Source organism: Pseudomonas sp. 18058 (assembly GCF_902706155.1).
Lineage (GTDB): Bacteria > Pseudomonadota > Gammaproteobacteria > Pseudomonadales > Pseudomonadaceae > Aquipseudomonas > Aquipseudomonas rustica.
In genome coordinates this window covers 1-16367 of record NZ_CACSJY010000086.1, presented here as the reverse complement: position 1 = coordinate 16367, position 16367 = coordinate 1, and the positions used below count along the sequence as shown (strand labels likewise).

The window sequence follows — 16367 nt, the reverse complement described above, 5'->3', positions numbered from 1 at the left end:
GTGCAGCGACGGAATGCCGCACGTCAGTGAATCGTTTAAGCGTCATCGCCCGCAGGGCCGGGCCTTTGAAAAATAGACCTTGGAACGATTATCCGCAAAACCCCATTACACAGCGGTGACACACGAATTTTGCCGATAAAAAAAGCTCCCTTTTTGGGCAATTTCCGGTATAGTGCGCGCCGGCCTTTAACCGGGCCGCGTTTAGGTAGCGCAATTCCCCGAAGTCAGCTTCGGCTGCACGTCCGCACTGCGGGCTCTTCCCGGACGATTCTTTTTTTTCATTCATTCGTTTTCGCAAATCCCCGCCGACAAAGCAGCCAGGGCGACTCTTGAGTCTCAACACGGCATGCGCAGCTTTGGAGCATGGGTCTTTGCGGATGCACTTAGAGGCAGACCCATGACCCAGGAAACCGGCGGCTTCGCCGCTTTTAATCTTAATCCGAACATTCTTGCAGCCGTCATCGCGACTGGCTACGAAGAACCTTCGGCTATTCAGCAGCAATCGATCCCGATCATCATGGCCGGTCAAGACATGATTGGTCAGGCGCAAACCGGTACGGGTAAAACCGCCGCATTCGCCCTGCCGATCCTGCACCGCATCGATCCTGCCAAGCGCGAGCCGCAAGCCCTGATCCTGGCGCCAACCCGTGAGTTGGCGCTGCAAGTAGCAACCGCTTTCGAAACCTACGCCAAGCAAATGCCAGGCGTTACTGTTGTGGCCGTTTACGGCGGCGCGCCGATGGGCCCGCAACTGAAAGCAATCCGTAATGGCGCACAGATCGTTGTCGCTACCCCGGGCCGTCTGTGCGACCACCTGCGTCGTGACGAAAAAGTCCTGTCGACCGTGAACCACCTGGTTCTCGACGAAGCTGACGAAATGTTGAAGCTGGGCTTCATGGATGACCTCGAAGTCATCTTCAAGGCTCTGCCACCGACCCGTCAGACTGTACTGTTCTCGGCCACCTTGCCGCAGTCGATCCGTGCCATTGCCGAACGCCATCTGCGCGATCCGCAACACGTGAAGATCCAGACCAAGACCCAGACCGTTACCGCGATCGAACAGGCTCACCTGTTGGTTCACGCTGACCAGAAGACTTCGGCTGTTCTCAGCTTGCTGGAAGTGGAAGACTTCGACGCGCTGATCATGTTCGTGCGCACCAAGCAAGCGACCCTGGATCTGGCCAGCGCCCTCGACGCCAAAGGCTACAAAGCCGCCGCGTTGAACGGTGACATCGCCCAGAACCAGCGTGAGCGCGTTATCGACTCGCTGAAAGATGGCCGTCTGGACATCGTTGTGGCGACCGACGTTGCTGCTCGTGGTCTGGACGTTCCGCGCATCACTCACGTGTTCAACGTTGACATGCCGTACGATCCAGAGTCCTACGTTCACCGTATCGGCCGTACTGGCCGTGCCGGTCGCGAAGGTCGTGCACTGCTGCTGGTGACTCCACGTGAGCGCCGCATGCTGCAAGTGATCGAGCGTGTAACCGGTCAGAAGGTTGCTGAAGTTCGCCTGCCGGACGCTCAAGCCGTTCTCGATGCGCGCATCAAGAAACTGACCAACAGCCTGTCGCCGCTGGTGGCTGACGCTGAATCGACTCACGGTGAGTTGCTCGATCGTCTGACCGCAGACATCGGCTGCACTCCGCGTGCTCTGGCTGCTGCGCTGCTGCGCAAAGCCACCAACGGTCAAGCGCTGAACCTGGCTGCAATCGAGAAGGAACGCCCACTGGTGCCGAACAATGCACCGCGTGGCGACCGTCCTGAGCGCACTGGCGATCGTCCTGATCGTGGTGACCGCGAGCGTCGCGCGCCAATGCCTTTGGGCGAAGGCCGTGCTCGTTGCCGTACCGCGCTGGGTGCGCGTGACGGTATCGCTGCGAAAAACCTGCTGGGCGCCATCCTCAACGAAGGCGGTCTGGCCCGTGAAGCGATCGGTCGCATCCAGGTGCGTGACAGCTTCAGCCTCGTCGAGCTGCCGGAAGATGGTCTGGACAAACTCCTGACCAAACTGAAGGACACTCGCGTTGCCGGTAAGCAGTTGAAGCTGCGTCGCTATCGCGAAGATTGATCCGCCCTTGGGCTGATTGATCGCACATAAAAAATCCCCGACTGGTTCGGGGATTTTTTTTGCCTGTTTTTCAGGATCAAAAGATCGCAGCCTTCGGCAGCTCCTACAGGGGAAGCGCATTCCAAATGTAGGAGCTGCCGAAGGCTGCGATCTTTGGCTTTAACCGAAACGGTAAATATCCATCCCCAGCGCACCCATCGTGAATCCCTTGTGCGCCACGCTAAACTCACCCCCCGCACCCCGCGCAAAATACAACGGCAACAAATGCTCATCACTCGGATGGTTGCGCACCGCATTCGGCGCTTGCTGTCGGTAATCATGCAGCGCCGCCTCATCGTCGGCCTGCAGCTTGTCGATCACCCAATCACGGAAATCCCGCGCCCATGGCTCAACGCTTTCCGGCCCGGCATGCCAGTCCAGTTCGCGCAGGTTGTGGGTGATGCTGCCAGAGCCGATCAACAGAATCCCTTGCTCGCGTAAACCGGCCAAGGCTCGACCCACACGGGTCTGAAGCGCCGGGCCTGCCCGACTTGGCAGCGAAACCTGCACCACCGGAATATTCGCCTGCGGATACATCAGCGACAACGGCACCCACACGCCATGATCGAAAGGACGCAGTGGGTCGAGACGCGCCGGCAGGTTGTTCGCCGTCAGCAACTGCGCCACTTCTCCAGCCAGTTGCGGATCGCCTGGCGCCGGGTATTGCACTTCAAACAGCGCACGGGGAAACCCGCCAAAGTCATGCCAGGTTTCCGGTTGCGGATTGCTGCTGACCAACAGTTCGTGGCTCTCCCAGTGTGCAGAGACGATCACGATGGCTTTCGGTGTCGGCAGTTCGGCGGCCAATCGCGCGAGGGCCGGGCCGCTGGCGCCTGGCTCCAATGCAAGCATCGGTGAGCCGTGTGAGATATACAGACTGGGAAACATGTGCGGGCTCCTGAACGGTAAGATGGCCCATCTTCAGTCACTTCATTGATCTAAATCTAATATAAGTTTTAACGCTTTTTGATCGAATTTTTAGGGGGATGCATGCAGCCTGAGTTTTGGCACAAGAAGTGGGCTTCGAACCAGATCGGCTTTCATTTACCGCAAGTGAATCCTTATCTACAACGTTTCTGGCCGGATCTGAATCTCTCGTCACACGCGCGGGTGCTCGTGCCGTTGTGTGGGAAAAGTCTGGATTTGCTGTGGCTGGCTGGGCGCGGGCATCGGGTTCTCGGTATTGAACTGTCGGAGAAAGCCGTTGAAGACTTTTTCAGCGAGCAACAACTGCAGCCACAGATCAGTGAGCACGGCGTCTTCAAGGTTTACCGCGCAGGCACAATCGAGCTGTGGTGCGGTGATGTTTTCGCGCTGAGCGCCGAGGACGTTGCCGATTGTTCCGCGCTGTACGACCGTGCAGCAGTGATCGCCTTGCCGCCGCCAATGCGCGAACGTTATGCCGCGCATTTGCAAAACATCCTGCCGGCGGATTTGAAGGGGCTGTTGATTACGCTGGATTACGATCAATCGCAAATTTCCGGACCGCCGTTCTCCGTAGACGATGCTCAAGTGCAACACATGTTCGGCGGTGCGTGGCAGATGCAGGTACTGGAATCGCAGGATGTGCTGAGTGACAGCGGCAAGTTCGTGCAGGCAGGTGCTACGCGACTTGAGGAGCGGGTCTATCGGATAACCGCTCGGTAACTTCCTTGCGCGCATAAAAAATGCCCCGACGTATCGGGGCATTTTTTTAGCCGGGCAAACCGGCTGGGTCAGACGTCGCTTCGAAGAACCTTACAGTTCTTTAACGGTGCGAACCTGATCCTTGTTGATGCGAGTTTCTTTGCCGTCCAGCTGCTGGAACTCGTAGAAACCCGAATCATCATCGTATTTCGGCGTGTCGACGGCCTGGATTTCGCGACCGTCATTCAGCGTGATCACTGTAGGCGACGAGCAACCGGCGAGGGTGGCCAGGCCCAGTGCGAGCATGAGAGAGGCGATGGTCCGTTGAGTCATGGGTGTGTCTCCGAATGGGAATTCTTTTGGTTACTGAGCTTGAGACGTATACAAGGCGTGAGAGTTCCTTGAATAGTGTCAGTCTGACACAGTGTTATGCGCCTTTAACAGTTCGGGGGTGTTGAGGTTGGCCAGTCGCGAGTCATTGTCCGGGCATTCCAATGCAGTGGCGCCGAGGCTGCGCATCACCCGGCCGGGGCTGCGTTCACCGTTGTTCCAGGCGGTTTCGAAGGCCGGCAGCAGGCTCACGGGAATCACGCACAACAACGGTTCCCAGTGCTCGTCGTGCCACAACATTAAAGGTTTGTCAGGATTGTGATTGGCGGTTTCGCGCATGCTTTGCAGCAGTGCTTCGTCGATTCGCGGAACATCGCACGGCAACACCAGCAAGTGCGAATGGCGCGCCGCTTTCAAGCCTGCACGAATACCGGCGAGTGGCCCGGGAAAGTCACCTTCATCATCCACCACCAATTGATCGGCATAGGTTTCATAGCGTTCGCGATTGCGGTTGCAGGAGATGATCAAGTCGTCCGTCAGCGCTCGTACTTTGCGCTGCAGATGCGCAATCAGCGGTTCGCCGTGCCACTCGATCAAACCTTTGTCCTGACCGCCCATGCGTTGTCCGCGTCCGCCTGCCAGCAGCAGCACGGAACAAGGGGGCAATGGCGTATTTGCGGTCATTTTGGCTCTCCGTAGGGGCGGCGTAAAAAGGGGGCGCTGTGATATAACACCGGGCTGTTTCTCCTACAACTGGACGAGCCTATGAAAGCCAAGGCTGATGTACCTTTCGCACCGCTCAATATTGCCGTGCTGACTGTCAGCGATACCCGAACACTGGAAACCGATACCTCAGGTCAGGTCTTTGTCGATCGCCTGTTGGCGGCTGGCCACAACCTGGCCGAGCGGGTTCTGCTCAAAGATGATCTGTATAAAATTCGTGCGCAAGTCGCCAACTGGATCGCCGACGATGTTGTGCAGGTCGTGTTGATCACTGGCGGCACCGGCTTCACCGGCCGTGACAGTACGCCGGAAGCGGTGGCCTGTCTGCTCGACAAACAGGTCGATGGCTTTGGCGAACTGTTCCGCCAGATCTCGGTGGCCGATATCGGCACCTCAACCGTGCAATCCCGCGCACTGGCCGGTCTGGCCAATGGCACGCTGGTGTGCTGCCTGCCGGGTTCGACCAATGCCGTGCGCACCGGTTGGGACGGGATTCTCGCCGAGCAACTGGATTCCCGTCACCGTCCATGCAATTTCGTCCCGCATCTGAAACAGGCGGCGCCTTGTGAATCCCGTGGGTAAGCCGGGCAAGACTGGTGCGCTGATGCCTGTCGAAGTGGCATTGGCGCGGCTGCTGGAAATGGCCGAGGCCTCGCCAATCGTCGAGCGTGAGTATTTGCCGCTCGCTGAGGTTCAGGGGCGCGTGCTGGCCGAGGATCTGGTTTCGACGCTGGATCTGCCGCCGTGGCCGAACAGTGCGATGGACGGTTACGCGCTGAATCTGGCCGACTGGACGGGCGAGCCGTTGCCGGTCAGCCAGAAAATATTCGCCGGGCAAGCGCCTGAGCCTTTGCAGCGTGGAACCTGTGCTCGAATCTTCACCGGCGCACCTGTGCCGGCCGGAGCCGATTGTGTCGAGATGCAGGAAAACGCCGAAGTCATGGCGGACGGCCGTGTAGGTTTTTCCGAGGTCATGAAAGTAGGGCAGAACATTCGTCCGCAGGGCCAGGAAACCACGGTGGGTGAACTCGTCCTGTCGGCCGGCACTCGCCTGGGGCCGATCGAGCAGGGCTTGTCCGCTTCATTGGGCCGCGCCGGCCTGAATGTCGTGCGCAGGGTGCGCGTAGCCGTGCTGTCGACCGGCGATGAACTGATTGAGCCCGGTCAGGCATTGGGGCCGGGGCAGATTTACAACAGTAACCGTGTGGTGCTGTGCAGCTGGTTGCAGCGGTTGGGCTGTGAAGTGATCGATGCCGGGATTCTTCCGGACAATCTGGCGACGACCCGAGAGCGTTTGGGCGAATTGCAAGATGTCGATCTGATTCTCTCCACTGGTGGTGTTTCGGTCGGTGAGGCGGATTTTCTCGGCATCGCATTGAGGGAAGAGGGCGAGCTCGCCTTGTGGAAGCTGGCGATCAAACCCGGGAAACCGCTGACCTTCGGCCATTTCCGCAACGTACCGGTAATCGGCCTGCCGGGTAACCCTGCCTCGACGCTGGTGACCTTCGCCCTGTTAACCCGACCATATCTGTTGCGGCGCCAAGGCGTGCAAGACGTTGAACCCCTCAAGTTCCGCGTGCCGGCCGGGTTCAACTGGCCAGTGGCTGGCAACCGTCGTGAGTACTTGCGCGGACGGCTGGAACAGGGCCGGGCAATCATCTATCGCAATCAAAGCTCCGGCGTTTTGCGCAGTGCGGCCTGGGCTGACGGTCTGGTCGAGGTGCTTGAGGGCCGGACGCTGGTTGAGGGCGACGAAGCTGTCTTCATTCCCCTGAGTGAGCTTCTGGGTTAACTGCCTCGGTATCCGCAGGTGCTGGCGCGTGTCGCCGGCACCTGCGGGCCCGCTCAGGCGTCAGTGAGCCATGAGCGAAATGATCTGGTCAAAACGACTGTTGGCTATCCATCCCAGCAAACCCATCACGACGGCTGTTGCACCTGCCGCGTAGGCGAGGCGATGCTTGATGGTTCTGACATCGCCCCTGACTTCATCCATGTCCCTGCGGATGTATTTGAGGTGGGTTTCCAGCTCGGTGACGCGAGGTTCCATGTTCGTTTCTCCAGTGGTTTTGGCGCCGCTGTGGAAGTCAGTGGTGTGGCTGGTGCGACTTTGCGCGAGTGGAGCAACCGGGCTCACTGGCAGTCTGGCTTCATGACTATGCATTGATGTTGACGCCTGCTGGAAATGGACGCGGGTCGCTAACGGTGTCAATGAAAGTATCGAAAGCCCTAGAGGTGTATCCACTCATGACATGCACATCCTTGTGTGTTTTCAGATTGAAGATTGATACCGCCGACGCACGATCTACCAATGGCTGGAGTTGGTCAATGCAGCCAATTCATCACATCTTGTAAGAAAAATCCCAGCCCTGTAGGACGCGTGCGCCGAGACGCCTGAATTAATTACGGTTCTTGCGGCTTTTTTCCGTGCGCCAGTGGTCAAGATGTCTCAGACCGAATCCATTCACGGAGTGATTGCAATGAGTGAACGCAGGGCGCTGTTGATTCTGCATGGCAAGCAGGCACTCAACGAGGCGGTTCGTGCCGCCGTCGAAAGTAAACGCGAACAAGGCTGGGAGCTGGCCGTGCGCCTGACCTGGGAGGGCGGCGATGCCGAGCGTCTGGTCGAAGAGGCGCTGGCGGCTGGCTATAAACAGATTATCGCTGGTGGTGGCGATGGCACCTTGCGTGATATCGCCCAGGCGCTGGCGGCGCATCCGGGCGAAGCCAGCCTGGTGCTGTTGCCGCTGGGTACGGCGAACGATTTTTCCCGTGCGGCGGGCGTTCCGCTGGAGCCGGCAGAGGCTCTTGAGTTGCTCGATGTGCCTGCGCGCGACATCGATCTGGGCCAGGTTGGCGGGCAGATTTTCCTCAATATGGCCACGGGCGGTTTTGGTAGCCAGGTCACGGCCAATACTTCTGAAGACTTGAAGAAAGTACTCGGGGGCGCGGCTTATCTGTTTACCGGTCTGTCGCGCTTCAGTGAGCTGCATGCTGCCTATGGCGAGTTACAGGGGCCGGATTTCCACTGGCGTGGCGAGCTGCTGGCGCTGGGCATCGGCAATGGCCGTCAGGCGGGCGGTGGGCACGTGCTGTGTCCGCAGGCACTGGCCGATGATGGTCTGTTGGATATCAGCATTCTGCCGGCGCCACAGGAGTTGGTGGGTACCTTGAAGAATCTGCTCACTGATGGCTTCGGCCTCGACAACATGTTCGTGCGGACACGTTTGCCGTGGGTCGAAATCAAGGTGTCTGAAGGGCTTTACATCAATCTGGATGGTGAGCCACTGGAAGGCGATAGCCTGCGCTTCGAAGCGCGCCCTGCGGCATTGCAGGTGCATTTGCCTGAGGACTCTCCGCTGTTGAGCGCTACAACGCCGATCAGTCGTCCAGACTGATGATCTGTTCGCGCACGGCGAACAGCACCAGGCCCGCCACATCGTAGATCTGCAGACGTTTCATGATCTGCGCGCGGTGGGTCTCGACGGTTTTGATGCTCAGGCCCAGGCCGTTGGCGATTTCCCGGGTCGACTTGCCGCGCACGATCAGTCGGAGGATTTCCAGTTGGCGTGCCGTCAGGTTGTGCGAATCGGAGGTGTCCGGCTGGCCTTTTTGATTGCGAACCAGAGCCTGGTTTATCACCGTGTGGGCGATTGCCGGACTTAGATAACGCTCGTTATTGCGCAGCGCGTCCAGTGCGTGTTCAAGCTCGGTGCCGGTCGTATCCTTGAGCAGATAACCGTAAGCGCCGGATTCCAGCGCCTGCATGATCAATGCGGGGTCGGTGTGCATCGACAGGATCAGCACTTTGCTTTGCGGGCGCACGCGTTTGAGTCGCTGCAACGCTTCGAGGCCGCCGGTTTCCTTCATGGAAATATCCAGCAAGACAATATCGGGGTTCAGCAGCTCGACCATTTCAAGCAACTGCGAGCCGTCATTGGCCTCGCCGATTACCGCGTAACCGGGAATATCCATAACCAGAGCGCGCACGCCGGCCCTGATCAGCGAGTGGTCATCCACTAGAAGTAAGTTACAAGTCAACGCATAACCTTATTCGTACTGGCCCGCTCGAGTGCGCGCGGCGCCCAGGGGAAAAGTGCTTCGATTTGAGTGCCTTTGCCCGGTTCGCTGATCACGCTCAGGGTGCCACCCAGTTGTTCGATCCGTTCGGCCATGCCGGCCATGCCACGTTGTCCTTCACGGCCCGGATTGACGGCCGGCGCGAAGCCCTGGCCATCATCGCTGATCAGCAGGGTCAAGCCCTTGGGCAAGCGCTGCACGCGAATCAGCAGGTTTTTCGCCTGGGCGTGACGCAGGATGTTGGTCACTGCCTCCTGCGCAATACGAAACGCGGCGACGGCCATTTCTTCCGGAATACCGTTCAAGCGCTGCTGGCAATCGAGGCTCCAGTGCACGTCGGTGTTGGTCAATGTCTTGAGCAGGTGCGCGCGCAGGCTCGCTTCAAGGCCAAGGCTGGTCAGTTGCCGTGGGTTGAGGATGGCCGATACGTCGCGGACTTTGTTGAGGGTTTCTTCGAGGGTGTCGCAGAGGACTGTGCATTGCTCCTGCAATTCCTCCGGCATACGGCGTTTCAGCCAGTCGCTTTGCAATTTGGCGGCGGTCAGCAATTGGCCGATGTCATCGTGCAGCTCGCGGCTGAGGCGGTGGCGTTCGTTTTCCTGCACTTCCAGCAGGCGGTCAGCCAGTTCCTGTGGCTGGAACTTGATCGATTTGCGTGACAGGCGATATTGCACCCAGACGCACGCCGTAGCTGCGATGTCGAGCAACAACAGACCCAGGCCCAACGGCTTGGAAAAACCGTAGGTCAGAAGGCTGCCCAGCGCAGCGGCGACACACAGGATGAGTGTGAACCGGCGGGCATTTTCCCGGGAGGGTGGCCATGTTGTGAGGGTCTTTATGCTGGCGTACATAACGGATGGAGCCAATGGATGTTCGCTGCGGGTAGACCGGCCGGTGGCTGACGGGTCTCTGTCTGGAAATGCTGTCAATTATGTGAATGATTTCAACGGGCTACAGTGAGCGGTAGTTAACCGCCAACTTCTCTGGACGCCGATCAATGAAATCACTTTGCCATTAATTTGAAAGCAACTTATGGGCGGCATAGTACCACTTAAGATACCGTTGGTCGCGCCTGCTCTATATGTCCAATGAGTCAGGAAAGACGCCATTATGGACGTATGTTCCATAATGGAAAAAAGTCGAAGTATGTTATTCGACAGATAAACAAATTGACTAAATCACGATTCTTAACACACAGGAAAACCCTGAGTCGGGCTGAAAATTATCCGTCGTGTCAGGTGGGTTTATTTAGTTCGATATGTCGCTGGCAGGTATGAACTATTCAATAACGACATTAAATGAGTAGTGCTCAAGCCTGATGCCAGATCAGGCCTGTCGCTCAGAGAACGACAGAGATGGCAAACGTTTGCCCGGCAAAGGCATCCGGAACTGGCTTTGCCCGACATGAAAGGCGAACGCTTCGATTAATGAGGCCTGTTCGCTGCCATCAAGGCTCAGTTGCCCGGTCTTCACATCGACCAGCTCCAGTTGCCAAGCCATCAGCGTGAAGCAATCTTTCAAGGCGCTCAGCGCTTGTTCGTGCAGGTCGACGTGATCCTGGGTCAGATTGAGCAGGCTGTAGATGTGCAGGGAAAACTCGGAAATCGCTTCCAGCGCCAGTGCCTCAGCTCTGCCGGCAAGCTTGAGCAAGGTGCCCTGCATGCACGCGATGGCATCCTTGTCATTGCTGATCAGTTGCAGATGGCTCAGGCATTCTTCCGACTTGGCCAGCAGCGTCTCAGCCTCAAGCAGAAATTCGGGGAAGCGTTGCGCCCAGACTTTACGGTCGATTGGCATGCTTACCTCCACAGCGTCATGTCTGATGGGGGAGTGCCGTGTGTGGCGACGATCGTGAATCGTCGGCAGATCGCGCCCAGACGTGCCGCAGGTGCACAGGCTGAGGATTTCCAGGGGATGGGTTGCCACTGAGTTGCGATCGCACACAATAGCCTGACTCCGTTCATGCAATGAGAATGGCGTCACATTAATGGCTATTGGATATCGCGAATATCAGGTTGGGCCTGATTGATACTAGGGGAATCCCTTAGGCGCGGGAACCTACCGTGCAAACCGAGGTCGCGCCGCAAAGACTGTAGCAGATGAAAACAACCGGGCCAGTAAAGCATGATGTTAATGTGACATCAATGCCCGGTTGTGGCATTTTGATGGCTAATTTCGCAGCAATCAAGATTCGTCATTAACTGCCGATAAAGCCTGTTAGTGAATTCATCTGAACAAGCCCAGGAGTCATTGATGGCCGGCATTCTCGACACGGTAGACCAACGCACGCAACTGGTGGGTGAGAATCGCCTGGAAATTCTCATGTTTCGTCTGGCTGGACGCCAATTGTTTGCGATCAACGTGTTCAAGGTTCAGGAAGTCCTGCAACTGCCGAAGCTGACCCTGATGCCGCAGCGTCACCCGTTCGTGTGCGGTGTGGTCAACCTGCGCGGGCAGACCTTGCCGGTGATCGATCTGTCCCAGGCGATCGGCATGCGGCCGTTGGTGCCGGGCCCGAACAGCACCATCATCGTCACTGAATACAACCGCTCGGTGCAGGCATTCCTTGTGGGCGGTGTGGATCGCATCGTCAACATGAACTGGGAAGCCATTCTGCCGCCGCCGACCAGCGCTGGCCGTCAGCATTACCTGACCGCGATCAGCAAGGTCGACGATCAGTTGGTGGAAATCATCGACGTCGAAAAAGTCCTCGCCGAAATCGTCCCGTACAACGCCAAGGTCTCGCGGGAAAAGCTCGAAGACCCGGTGCTCGAACGTGCCCGTGGTCGCGAAGTGCTGCTGGTCGACGATTCCAACGTGGCGCTATCGCAACTGCGTGACACCCTTGGCCAATTGGGCGTGAAGATGCACATCGCCAGCGACGGTTTGAAGGCGCTGAACATGCTCAAGGCCTGGGCTGACACCGGCGTGAACATGACTGACAAGTTGCTGATGATCTTCACCGACGCGGAAATGCCGGAAATGGACGGTTACCGTCTGACCACCGAAATCCGCAACGACCCGCGTCTGCGTGGGCTGTACGTGGTACTGCACACGTCGCTGTCGGGCAGCTTCAACGATTCGATGGTGAAGAAGGTTGGCTGCGACAACTTCCTCTCGAAATTCCAGCCGGACAAACTGGTCGACGTGGTGCGCCAGCGCCTGATGCTCGACGAAGTCCCTGCCTGATCACACACCCTTTGTAGGAGTGAGCCCTGTGGTGAGGGGATTTATCCCCGATGGGCTGCGCAGCAGCCCCGGTTTTTCAGGGAAATCGAGGGGGGCCGCTTCGCGCCCCATCGGGGATAAATCCCCTCGCCACAAGGTTGAGTTGCAGCTGGAATCCAGTGTGCGAATTCATGTTTTGATTCGTGCATGAAGCTCGTATAGGGTGGCGTTTTTATCCTCCAGGGAGCTGGCCATGCTGCGTCTGAGCGCGCTTTATCGTTACCCGTTGAAATCCGGCAAAGTCGATGTGCTGCAAAGCGTCGACCTCGACAAGCTGGGGCTCGATGGCGACCGACGCTGGATGCTCGTGGACGAAGCCAGCGGCCGCTTCCTGACCCAGCGTGCTGTAGCAAAAATGAGCCAGTTGTCGGCGCTGTGGAATGCGCAGGGCGGTCTGACCCTGAGCGCGGCGCAACAGTCTTCCATCGAAATCGCTTTGCCGGGCAGCGACGCCGAACTGCGCGGCGTGACAATCTGGCGTGACACCCTGCGCGTGCCGGATGCCGGTGATGAGGCGGCGCGTTGGGTCAGCGAGTTCATCGGCAAACCGACACGTCTGGTACAAGTTCCGCTGGATCGTGCGCGCACCACGCCGTCAGGTGTCGGCAAGGATGATGATCAGGTCGCGTTCGCCGACGGGTTTCCGCTGTTGCTGATTGGCGAAGCGTCGCTGCAAGATCTGTCGCAACGGGTCGGGCGACCGCTGGAGATGCTGCGTTTTCGCCCGAATCTGGTGATCGAAGGCAGCGAAGCGTACGCCGAGGATGGCTGGAAACGTATTCGTATCGGTGACGTCGAGTTCCGCGTGGTCAAGCCGTGCGCGCGCTGCATCCTTACCACCATCGACCCGCAGACTGGCGAGCGCAGTGCTGATCGTGAACCGCTGGCGACCTTGCAGAAATACCGCGCTGAAGCCGATGGCGCGATGTTCGGGCAGAATCTGGTGAATGACAGCAACGGTCGTCTCGAGGTCGGAATGCCGGTGGAAATCCTCGAATAAGCCGCCCCTGAAACGAAAAATGCCCGAGTCCTTGGACCCGGGCATTTTTATTGGCGCTGTGAAAACCGACGACTTAGCCGCGGTACTCGCACAGGTAAGCGGTATCGACCGCGACTTTCAGCTGGAATTTGCTGTTCGCCGGAACGTTGAACTGGCTGCCGGCGGCGAAGGTTTCCCAGTCGCTGCTGTCGGGCAGTTTCACGGTCAGTGCGCCGGAGACCACGTGCATGATTTCACGCTGGCTGGTGCCGAATTCGTATTCGCCCGGGGCCATGACGCCAATGGTCGCCGGACCTTCAGCGGTGCCAAAGGCGATCGACTTGACGGTGCCGTCGAAGTACTCGTTGACTTTAAACATGGGCGATTCCTCGAAAAGGGCTAAAAAATGGAGGCGGCCAGTATGCACAAGGCTTTGGGCGCCGTCACCTGCCCGGCGCCTGTCCAGCCAGTTCTCGAATTGACCCTAGAGTGGCAAAACCAGCGGCAACAATCGTGCGGTGTTGCGCGCATCTTCCAGCGCCCGGTGTTGCTGACCGCTGAACTGCATGCCGGCCAGTTGCAGCGCGCCGTTGAGCCCCAGCGGCCGCTCCAGGCGTCGGGCCTTGGCGAAGCGTTGTTTGAGGTTCATGTGCGGCACTCGACTCAGGCCGCTGTCGATCTGCAGGCGCTGCCATTCCTGGAGCAGTTGTTTGCGGTCGTAATCGCCCCAACTGGCCCAGCCTTCAAGACGTGATTGATGCTGCGCGAGCCAGCGTTCGAACGCCGGCCAGACCTCAGTCAGCGGTTGCGCCGTATCGATATTGGCCTGGGTGATGTGTGTCAGCTCGCGACAGAACGGCGTCAGCAACGGCCGTCGAGTCGGTTTGACGAAGCGCTGGAAGTGATCCTGTTCGCGCCCGGCACGATCGACCAGCGTCGCGCCGATCTCGATAATTTCCATCTCGGTGACCGGCCAGCCACCCTCATCGGTGGTGGCTTCCAGATCTATGACCAGCCAGTGGGGCATCGCAGGGTTCCTGATTTGTACGTTCTGATTATTCAGAGCGTAGCCAAACCCTGCGTTTGCGCTCGGCTGACTACTCCACCTGCAACAGAACCTGACGATTTTTTACCTGATCGCCGACTTTGACCTGCACCCGCTTCAGCACGCCGTCGATGCCGGCCTTGAGCGGGTGCTCCATTTTCATTGCCTCCAGTACCACCAGCAGCTGACCTTTGCTGACCGGGCTGCCTTCGCTGACCAACACGTCGACGATGGCGCCGTCCATGGGCGCTTTCAAGGTGCCGGAACTGACGCTGGTCTGACTGCCGATCACCGCGTGAGTTCGATCCTCCAAGCGCAGGCTGCCGGGGTGAGTGAACAGCCAGAGTTGTTCGCCATCGACACGACAGGCGTGGCGTTGGCGCAAGCCGTCGACTTCCAGCGTTATCGAGTGGGCGTCTTGATCGATGAGTTTCAATGCCAGTGTGCGTTCGGCGACTTGCACTTTGAACGCACCTTGCGGCTCAGCGAGCAGTTGCAGCGTCCAGTTTTGCTCATCAAGACCGAGGCGAAAATGCAGCGGCACACTGGCGTTATTACGCCAACCGGACAGCGGCGCGCGGTGACTGAGGGCGCTGCTTTGATAGAACAACACTGCAGCGATGGCCAGGTCTTCGGCACTCGGCGCGTAGCTGTTCAGGCACGCGTGATCGCTGAAATGCTGCGCGATAAATGCCGTGCTGAACTCACCGCTGATGAACTGTGAATGTTGCAGCAGGCTGACCAGCAACCGCTGATTGCTTTGCACACCCAGCAACACCGAGTCCTCCACTGCGCGCAGGAGTTTGCGTCGAGCCTCCTCGCGAGTAGCCCCGTGGGCGATCAGTTTGCCGAGCATCGGGTCGTAGAACGGGCTGATCAATTGCCTTTCGCGCAGACCATGATCGATGCGCGCGCCGTGTTGCAGCGCGGGCTCCCACGCCTCTACACAACCGGTTTGCGGCAAGAAATCCTGCGCAGGGTCTTCGGCGTAGAGGCGCACTTCCATCGCATGACCATTGAGTTGCACCTGATCCTGAGTCAGCGGTAACGGCTGACCTTCGGCGACCCATAATTGCCAGGCGACCAGATCCAGCCCGGTGATCAGCTCTGTCACCGGATGCTCGACCTGCAAGCGAGTGTTCATTTCCAAAAAGTAAAACTGCCCGCGTGCATCGAGCAGGAATTCCACCGTGCCAGCGCCGACATAGTTCACCGCACGTCCAGCCTTGAGAGCCGCTTCACCCATGGCCTGACGCAACTCGGCGGTCATCACCGGGCAGGGCGCTTCTTCGATGACTTTCTGATGGCGGCGCTGCACCGAGCAATCGCGCTCGCCGAGGTAGATCAGGTTGCCGTGTTGATCGCCGAACAGTTGCACTTCGACATGGCGCGGCTCAATCAAGGCCTGTTCGAGGATCAGTTCGTCGCTGCCAAAACCGTTCAACGCTTCGGAACGCGCGGTACGCAGTTGCGCCGGTAAATCAGAGCCATCGTGTACCAGACGCATGCCGCGACCGCCGCCACCGGCGCTGGCCTTGATCATCAATGGATAGCCGATGCGCTCGGCTTCGCGCAGCAGGGTCACGTCGTCCTGCTCGGCGCCCTGGTAACCGGCGATGCACGGTACACCGGCGTCGAGCATGGCGATTTTCGAGCGACGTTTGCTGCCCATCAATTCTATGGCTGCGACGCTCGGGCCGATGAACGTCAGGCCGGCCTGTTCGCAGGCGCGGGCGAACTCGGCGTTTTCCGAGAGAAAGCCGTAACCGGGATGAATGGCGTCGGCACCGCTGCGGCGGGCGGCGTCGATGATCGCCGGGATGTTCAGGTAGGACTGCTGCACGGGGGCGAGGCCGATGTGCACGGCTTGATCGGCGATTTGCACGTGCAGGGCGTCGGCGTCGGCGTCGCTGTAGACGGCGACGGTGCGGTAGCCGAGGGCTTGGGCGGTGCGCTGGATGCGGTAGGCGATTTCACCGCGGTTGGCGATCAGGATTTTTTTGAGGGTGGGCATTGTGGGTTTCCTGAGGTTTTTGCGGTGGGTTGGATGGCCTCTTCGCGAGCAAGCCCGCTCCCACATTTGGAATGCATTTCACCTTGTGGGAGATTCTATGGTTGCGAACAACGTTTTTTAGGCAGTTTTGCTGACGTATGCTTTCTCGCTCTTCAGCAGCGCGTATGCAATACGCGCGAGTTTACGTGACAAAATCACCAGCGCTTCAGTGGTGGCCTTGCCCTTGTTTCGATGA

General features: G+C 58.6%; 17 protein-coding genes and 1 pseudogene. 7 read left to right on the top strand and 11 right to left on the bottom strand.

Going from position 1 to position 16367, the window contains the following annotated elements; translation table 11 throughout:
• Positions 1-397: 397 nt before the first annotated feature.
• Positions 398-2071 (top strand): DEAD/DEAH box helicase, encoded by a 1674-nt coding sequence (locus GVL50_RS27090; protein WP_053122275.1) that lies wholly within the window; start codon positions 398-400, stop codon positions 2069-2071.
• Positions 2072-2230: 159 nt separating this feature from the next.
• Here GVL50_RS27090 and GVL50_RS27085 read toward each other — a convergent pair whose 3' ends face one another.
• Positions 2231-2998 (bottom strand): class III extradiol ring-cleavage dioxygenase, encoded by a 768-nt coding sequence (locus tag GVL50_RS27085; protein ID WP_053122273.1) that lies wholly within the window; start codon positions 2996-2998, stop codon positions 2231-2233.
• Positions 2999-3100: 102 nt separating this feature from the next.
• On the opposite strand from GVL50_RS27085, the gene GVL50_RS27080 reads away from it, so the two are divergent.
• Positions 3101-3757 carry a thiopurine S-methyltransferase gene (locus GVL50_RS27080; RefSeq protein WP_159815679.1) on the top strand — a complete coding sequence of 219 codons (657 nt, stop codon included), beginning with the start codon at positions 3101-3103 and terminating at the stop codon, positions 3755-3757.
• Between the two features lie 90 nt (positions 3758-3847).
• Here GVL50_RS27080 and GVL50_RS27075 read toward each other — a convergent pair whose 3' ends face one another.
• Both GVL50_RS27075 and mobA read right to left on the bottom strand, forming a co-directional pair.
• Positions 3848-4069, bottom strand: a complete 222-nt coding sequence (locus GVL50_RS27075; RefSeq protein WP_053122269.1) for a YgdI/YgdR family lipoprotein — start codon at positions 4067-4069, stop codon at positions 3848-3850.
• Positions 4070-4147: 78 nt separating this feature from the next.
• Positions 4148-4750, bottom strand: a complete 603-nt coding sequence (gene mobA / locus GVL50_RS27070) for a molybdenum cofactor guanylyltransferase MobA (RefSeq protein WP_159815678.1) — start codon at positions 4748-4750, stop codon at positions 4148-4150.
• An 81-nt stretch (positions 4751-4831) separates the two neighbouring features.
• On the opposite strand from mobA, the gene moaB reads away from it, so the two are divergent.
• Both moaB and glp read left to right on the top strand, forming a co-directional pair.
• A complete protein-coding gene (moaB, locus tag GVL50_RS27065) occupies positions 4832-5371 on the top strand; it encodes a molybdenum cofactor biosynthesis protein B (RefSeq protein WP_053122265.1) in 540 nt (179 codons plus the stop codon).
• Entirely contained in the window at positions 5355-6581 is a 1227-nt protein-coding gene (gene glp, locus GVL50_RS27060) for a gephyrin-like molybdotransferase Glp (protein WP_159815677.1), read from the top strand. The genes moaB and glp overlap by 17 nt, the downstream gene beginning before the upstream one ends.
• Positions 6582-6641: 60 nt before the next feature.
• Here glp and GVL50_RS28805 read toward each other — a convergent pair whose 3' ends face one another.
• Complete coding sequence (locus GVL50_RS28805) at positions 6642-6950, bottom strand: hypothetical protein (protein ID WP_172680133.1); 309 nt, start codon at positions 6948-6950, stop codon at positions 6642-6644.
• 316 nt (positions 6951-7266) lie between these two features.
• On the opposite strand from GVL50_RS28805, the gene yegS reads away from it, so the two are divergent.
• Positions 7267-8184 carry a lipid kinase YegS gene (gene yegS, locus GVL50_RS27050; protein WP_053122259.1) on the top strand — a complete coding sequence of 306 codons (918 nt, stop codon included), beginning with the start codon at positions 7267-7269 and terminating at the stop codon, positions 8182-8184.
• Here the strand turns inward: yegS and GVL50_RS27045 are convergent.
• From GVL50_RS27045 to GVL50_RS27035, 3 genes are all read right to left on the bottom strand, one after another.
• Positions 8168-8827: a response regulator transcription factor gene (locus GVL50_RS27045; RefSeq protein ID WP_159815676.1), complete on the bottom strand. Its 660-nt coding sequence runs from the start codon at positions 8825-8827 to the stop codon at positions 8168-8170. The two genes, yegS and GVL50_RS27045, sit on opposite strands and share 17 nt — an antisense overlap.
• Positions 8824-9717 carry a sensor histidine kinase gene (locus GVL50_RS27040; RefSeq protein ID WP_053122255.1) on the bottom strand — a complete coding sequence of 298 codons (894 nt, stop codon included), beginning with the start codon at positions 9715-9717 and terminating at the stop codon, positions 8824-8826. Before GVL50_RS27040 ends, GVL50_RS27045 begins: the two co-directional genes overlap by 4 nt.
• Before the next feature lie 475 nt (positions 9718-10192).
• The gene (locus GVL50_RS27035) at positions 10193-10663 is read right to left on the bottom strand and encodes a hypothetical protein (RefSeq protein WP_159815675.1); all 471 of its coding nucleotides are present in this window, start codon (positions 10661-10663) and stop codon (positions 10193-10195) included.
• A 456-nt stretch (positions 10664-11119) separates the two neighbouring features.
• Between GVL50_RS27035 and GVL50_RS27030 the strand changes: the two genes are divergently transcribed.
• Together GVL50_RS27030 and GVL50_RS27025 are read left to right on the top strand one after the other, a co-directional pair.
• Entirely contained in the window at positions 11120-12055 is a 936-nt protein-coding gene (locus GVL50_RS27030; protein WP_007908676.1) for a chemotaxis protein CheV, read from the top strand.
• Positions 12056-12287: 232 nt separating this feature from the next.
• The gene (locus tag GVL50_RS27025) at positions 12288-13094 is read left to right on the top strand and encodes an MOSC domain-containing protein (RefSeq protein WP_159815674.1); all 807 of its coding nucleotides are present in this window, start codon (positions 12288-12290) and stop codon (positions 13092-13094) included.
• Positions 13095-13167: 73 nt separating this feature from the next.
• On the opposite strand, the gene GVL50_RS27020 is transcribed toward GVL50_RS27025, so the two are convergent.
• The 4 genes and pseudogenes from GVL50_RS27020 to GVL50_RS29205 all read right to left on the bottom strand — a co-directional run.
• Positions 13168-13452 (bottom strand): pyrimidine/purine nucleoside phosphorylase, encoded by a 285-nt coding sequence (locus GVL50_RS27020; protein WP_007940055.1) that lies wholly within the window; start codon positions 13450-13452, stop codon positions 13168-13170.
• Between the two features lie 105 nt (positions 13453-13557).
• Positions 13558-14100 carry an exonuclease domain-containing protein gene (locus GVL50_RS27015; protein WP_159815673.1) on the bottom strand — a complete coding sequence of 181 codons (543 nt, stop codon included), beginning with the start codon at positions 14098-14100 and terminating at the stop codon, positions 13558-13560.
• Positions 14101-14170: 70 nt separating this feature from the next.
• Entirely contained in the window at positions 14171-16132 is a 1962-nt protein-coding gene (locus tag GVL50_RS27010) for an acetyl/propionyl/methylcrotonyl-CoA carboxylase subunit alpha (protein WP_159815672.1), read from the bottom strand.
• Positions 16133-16249: 117 nt separating this feature from the next.
• Positions 16250-16367: pseudogene (locus tag GVL50_RS29205) on the bottom strand (IS110 family transposase); the annotation flags it as partial.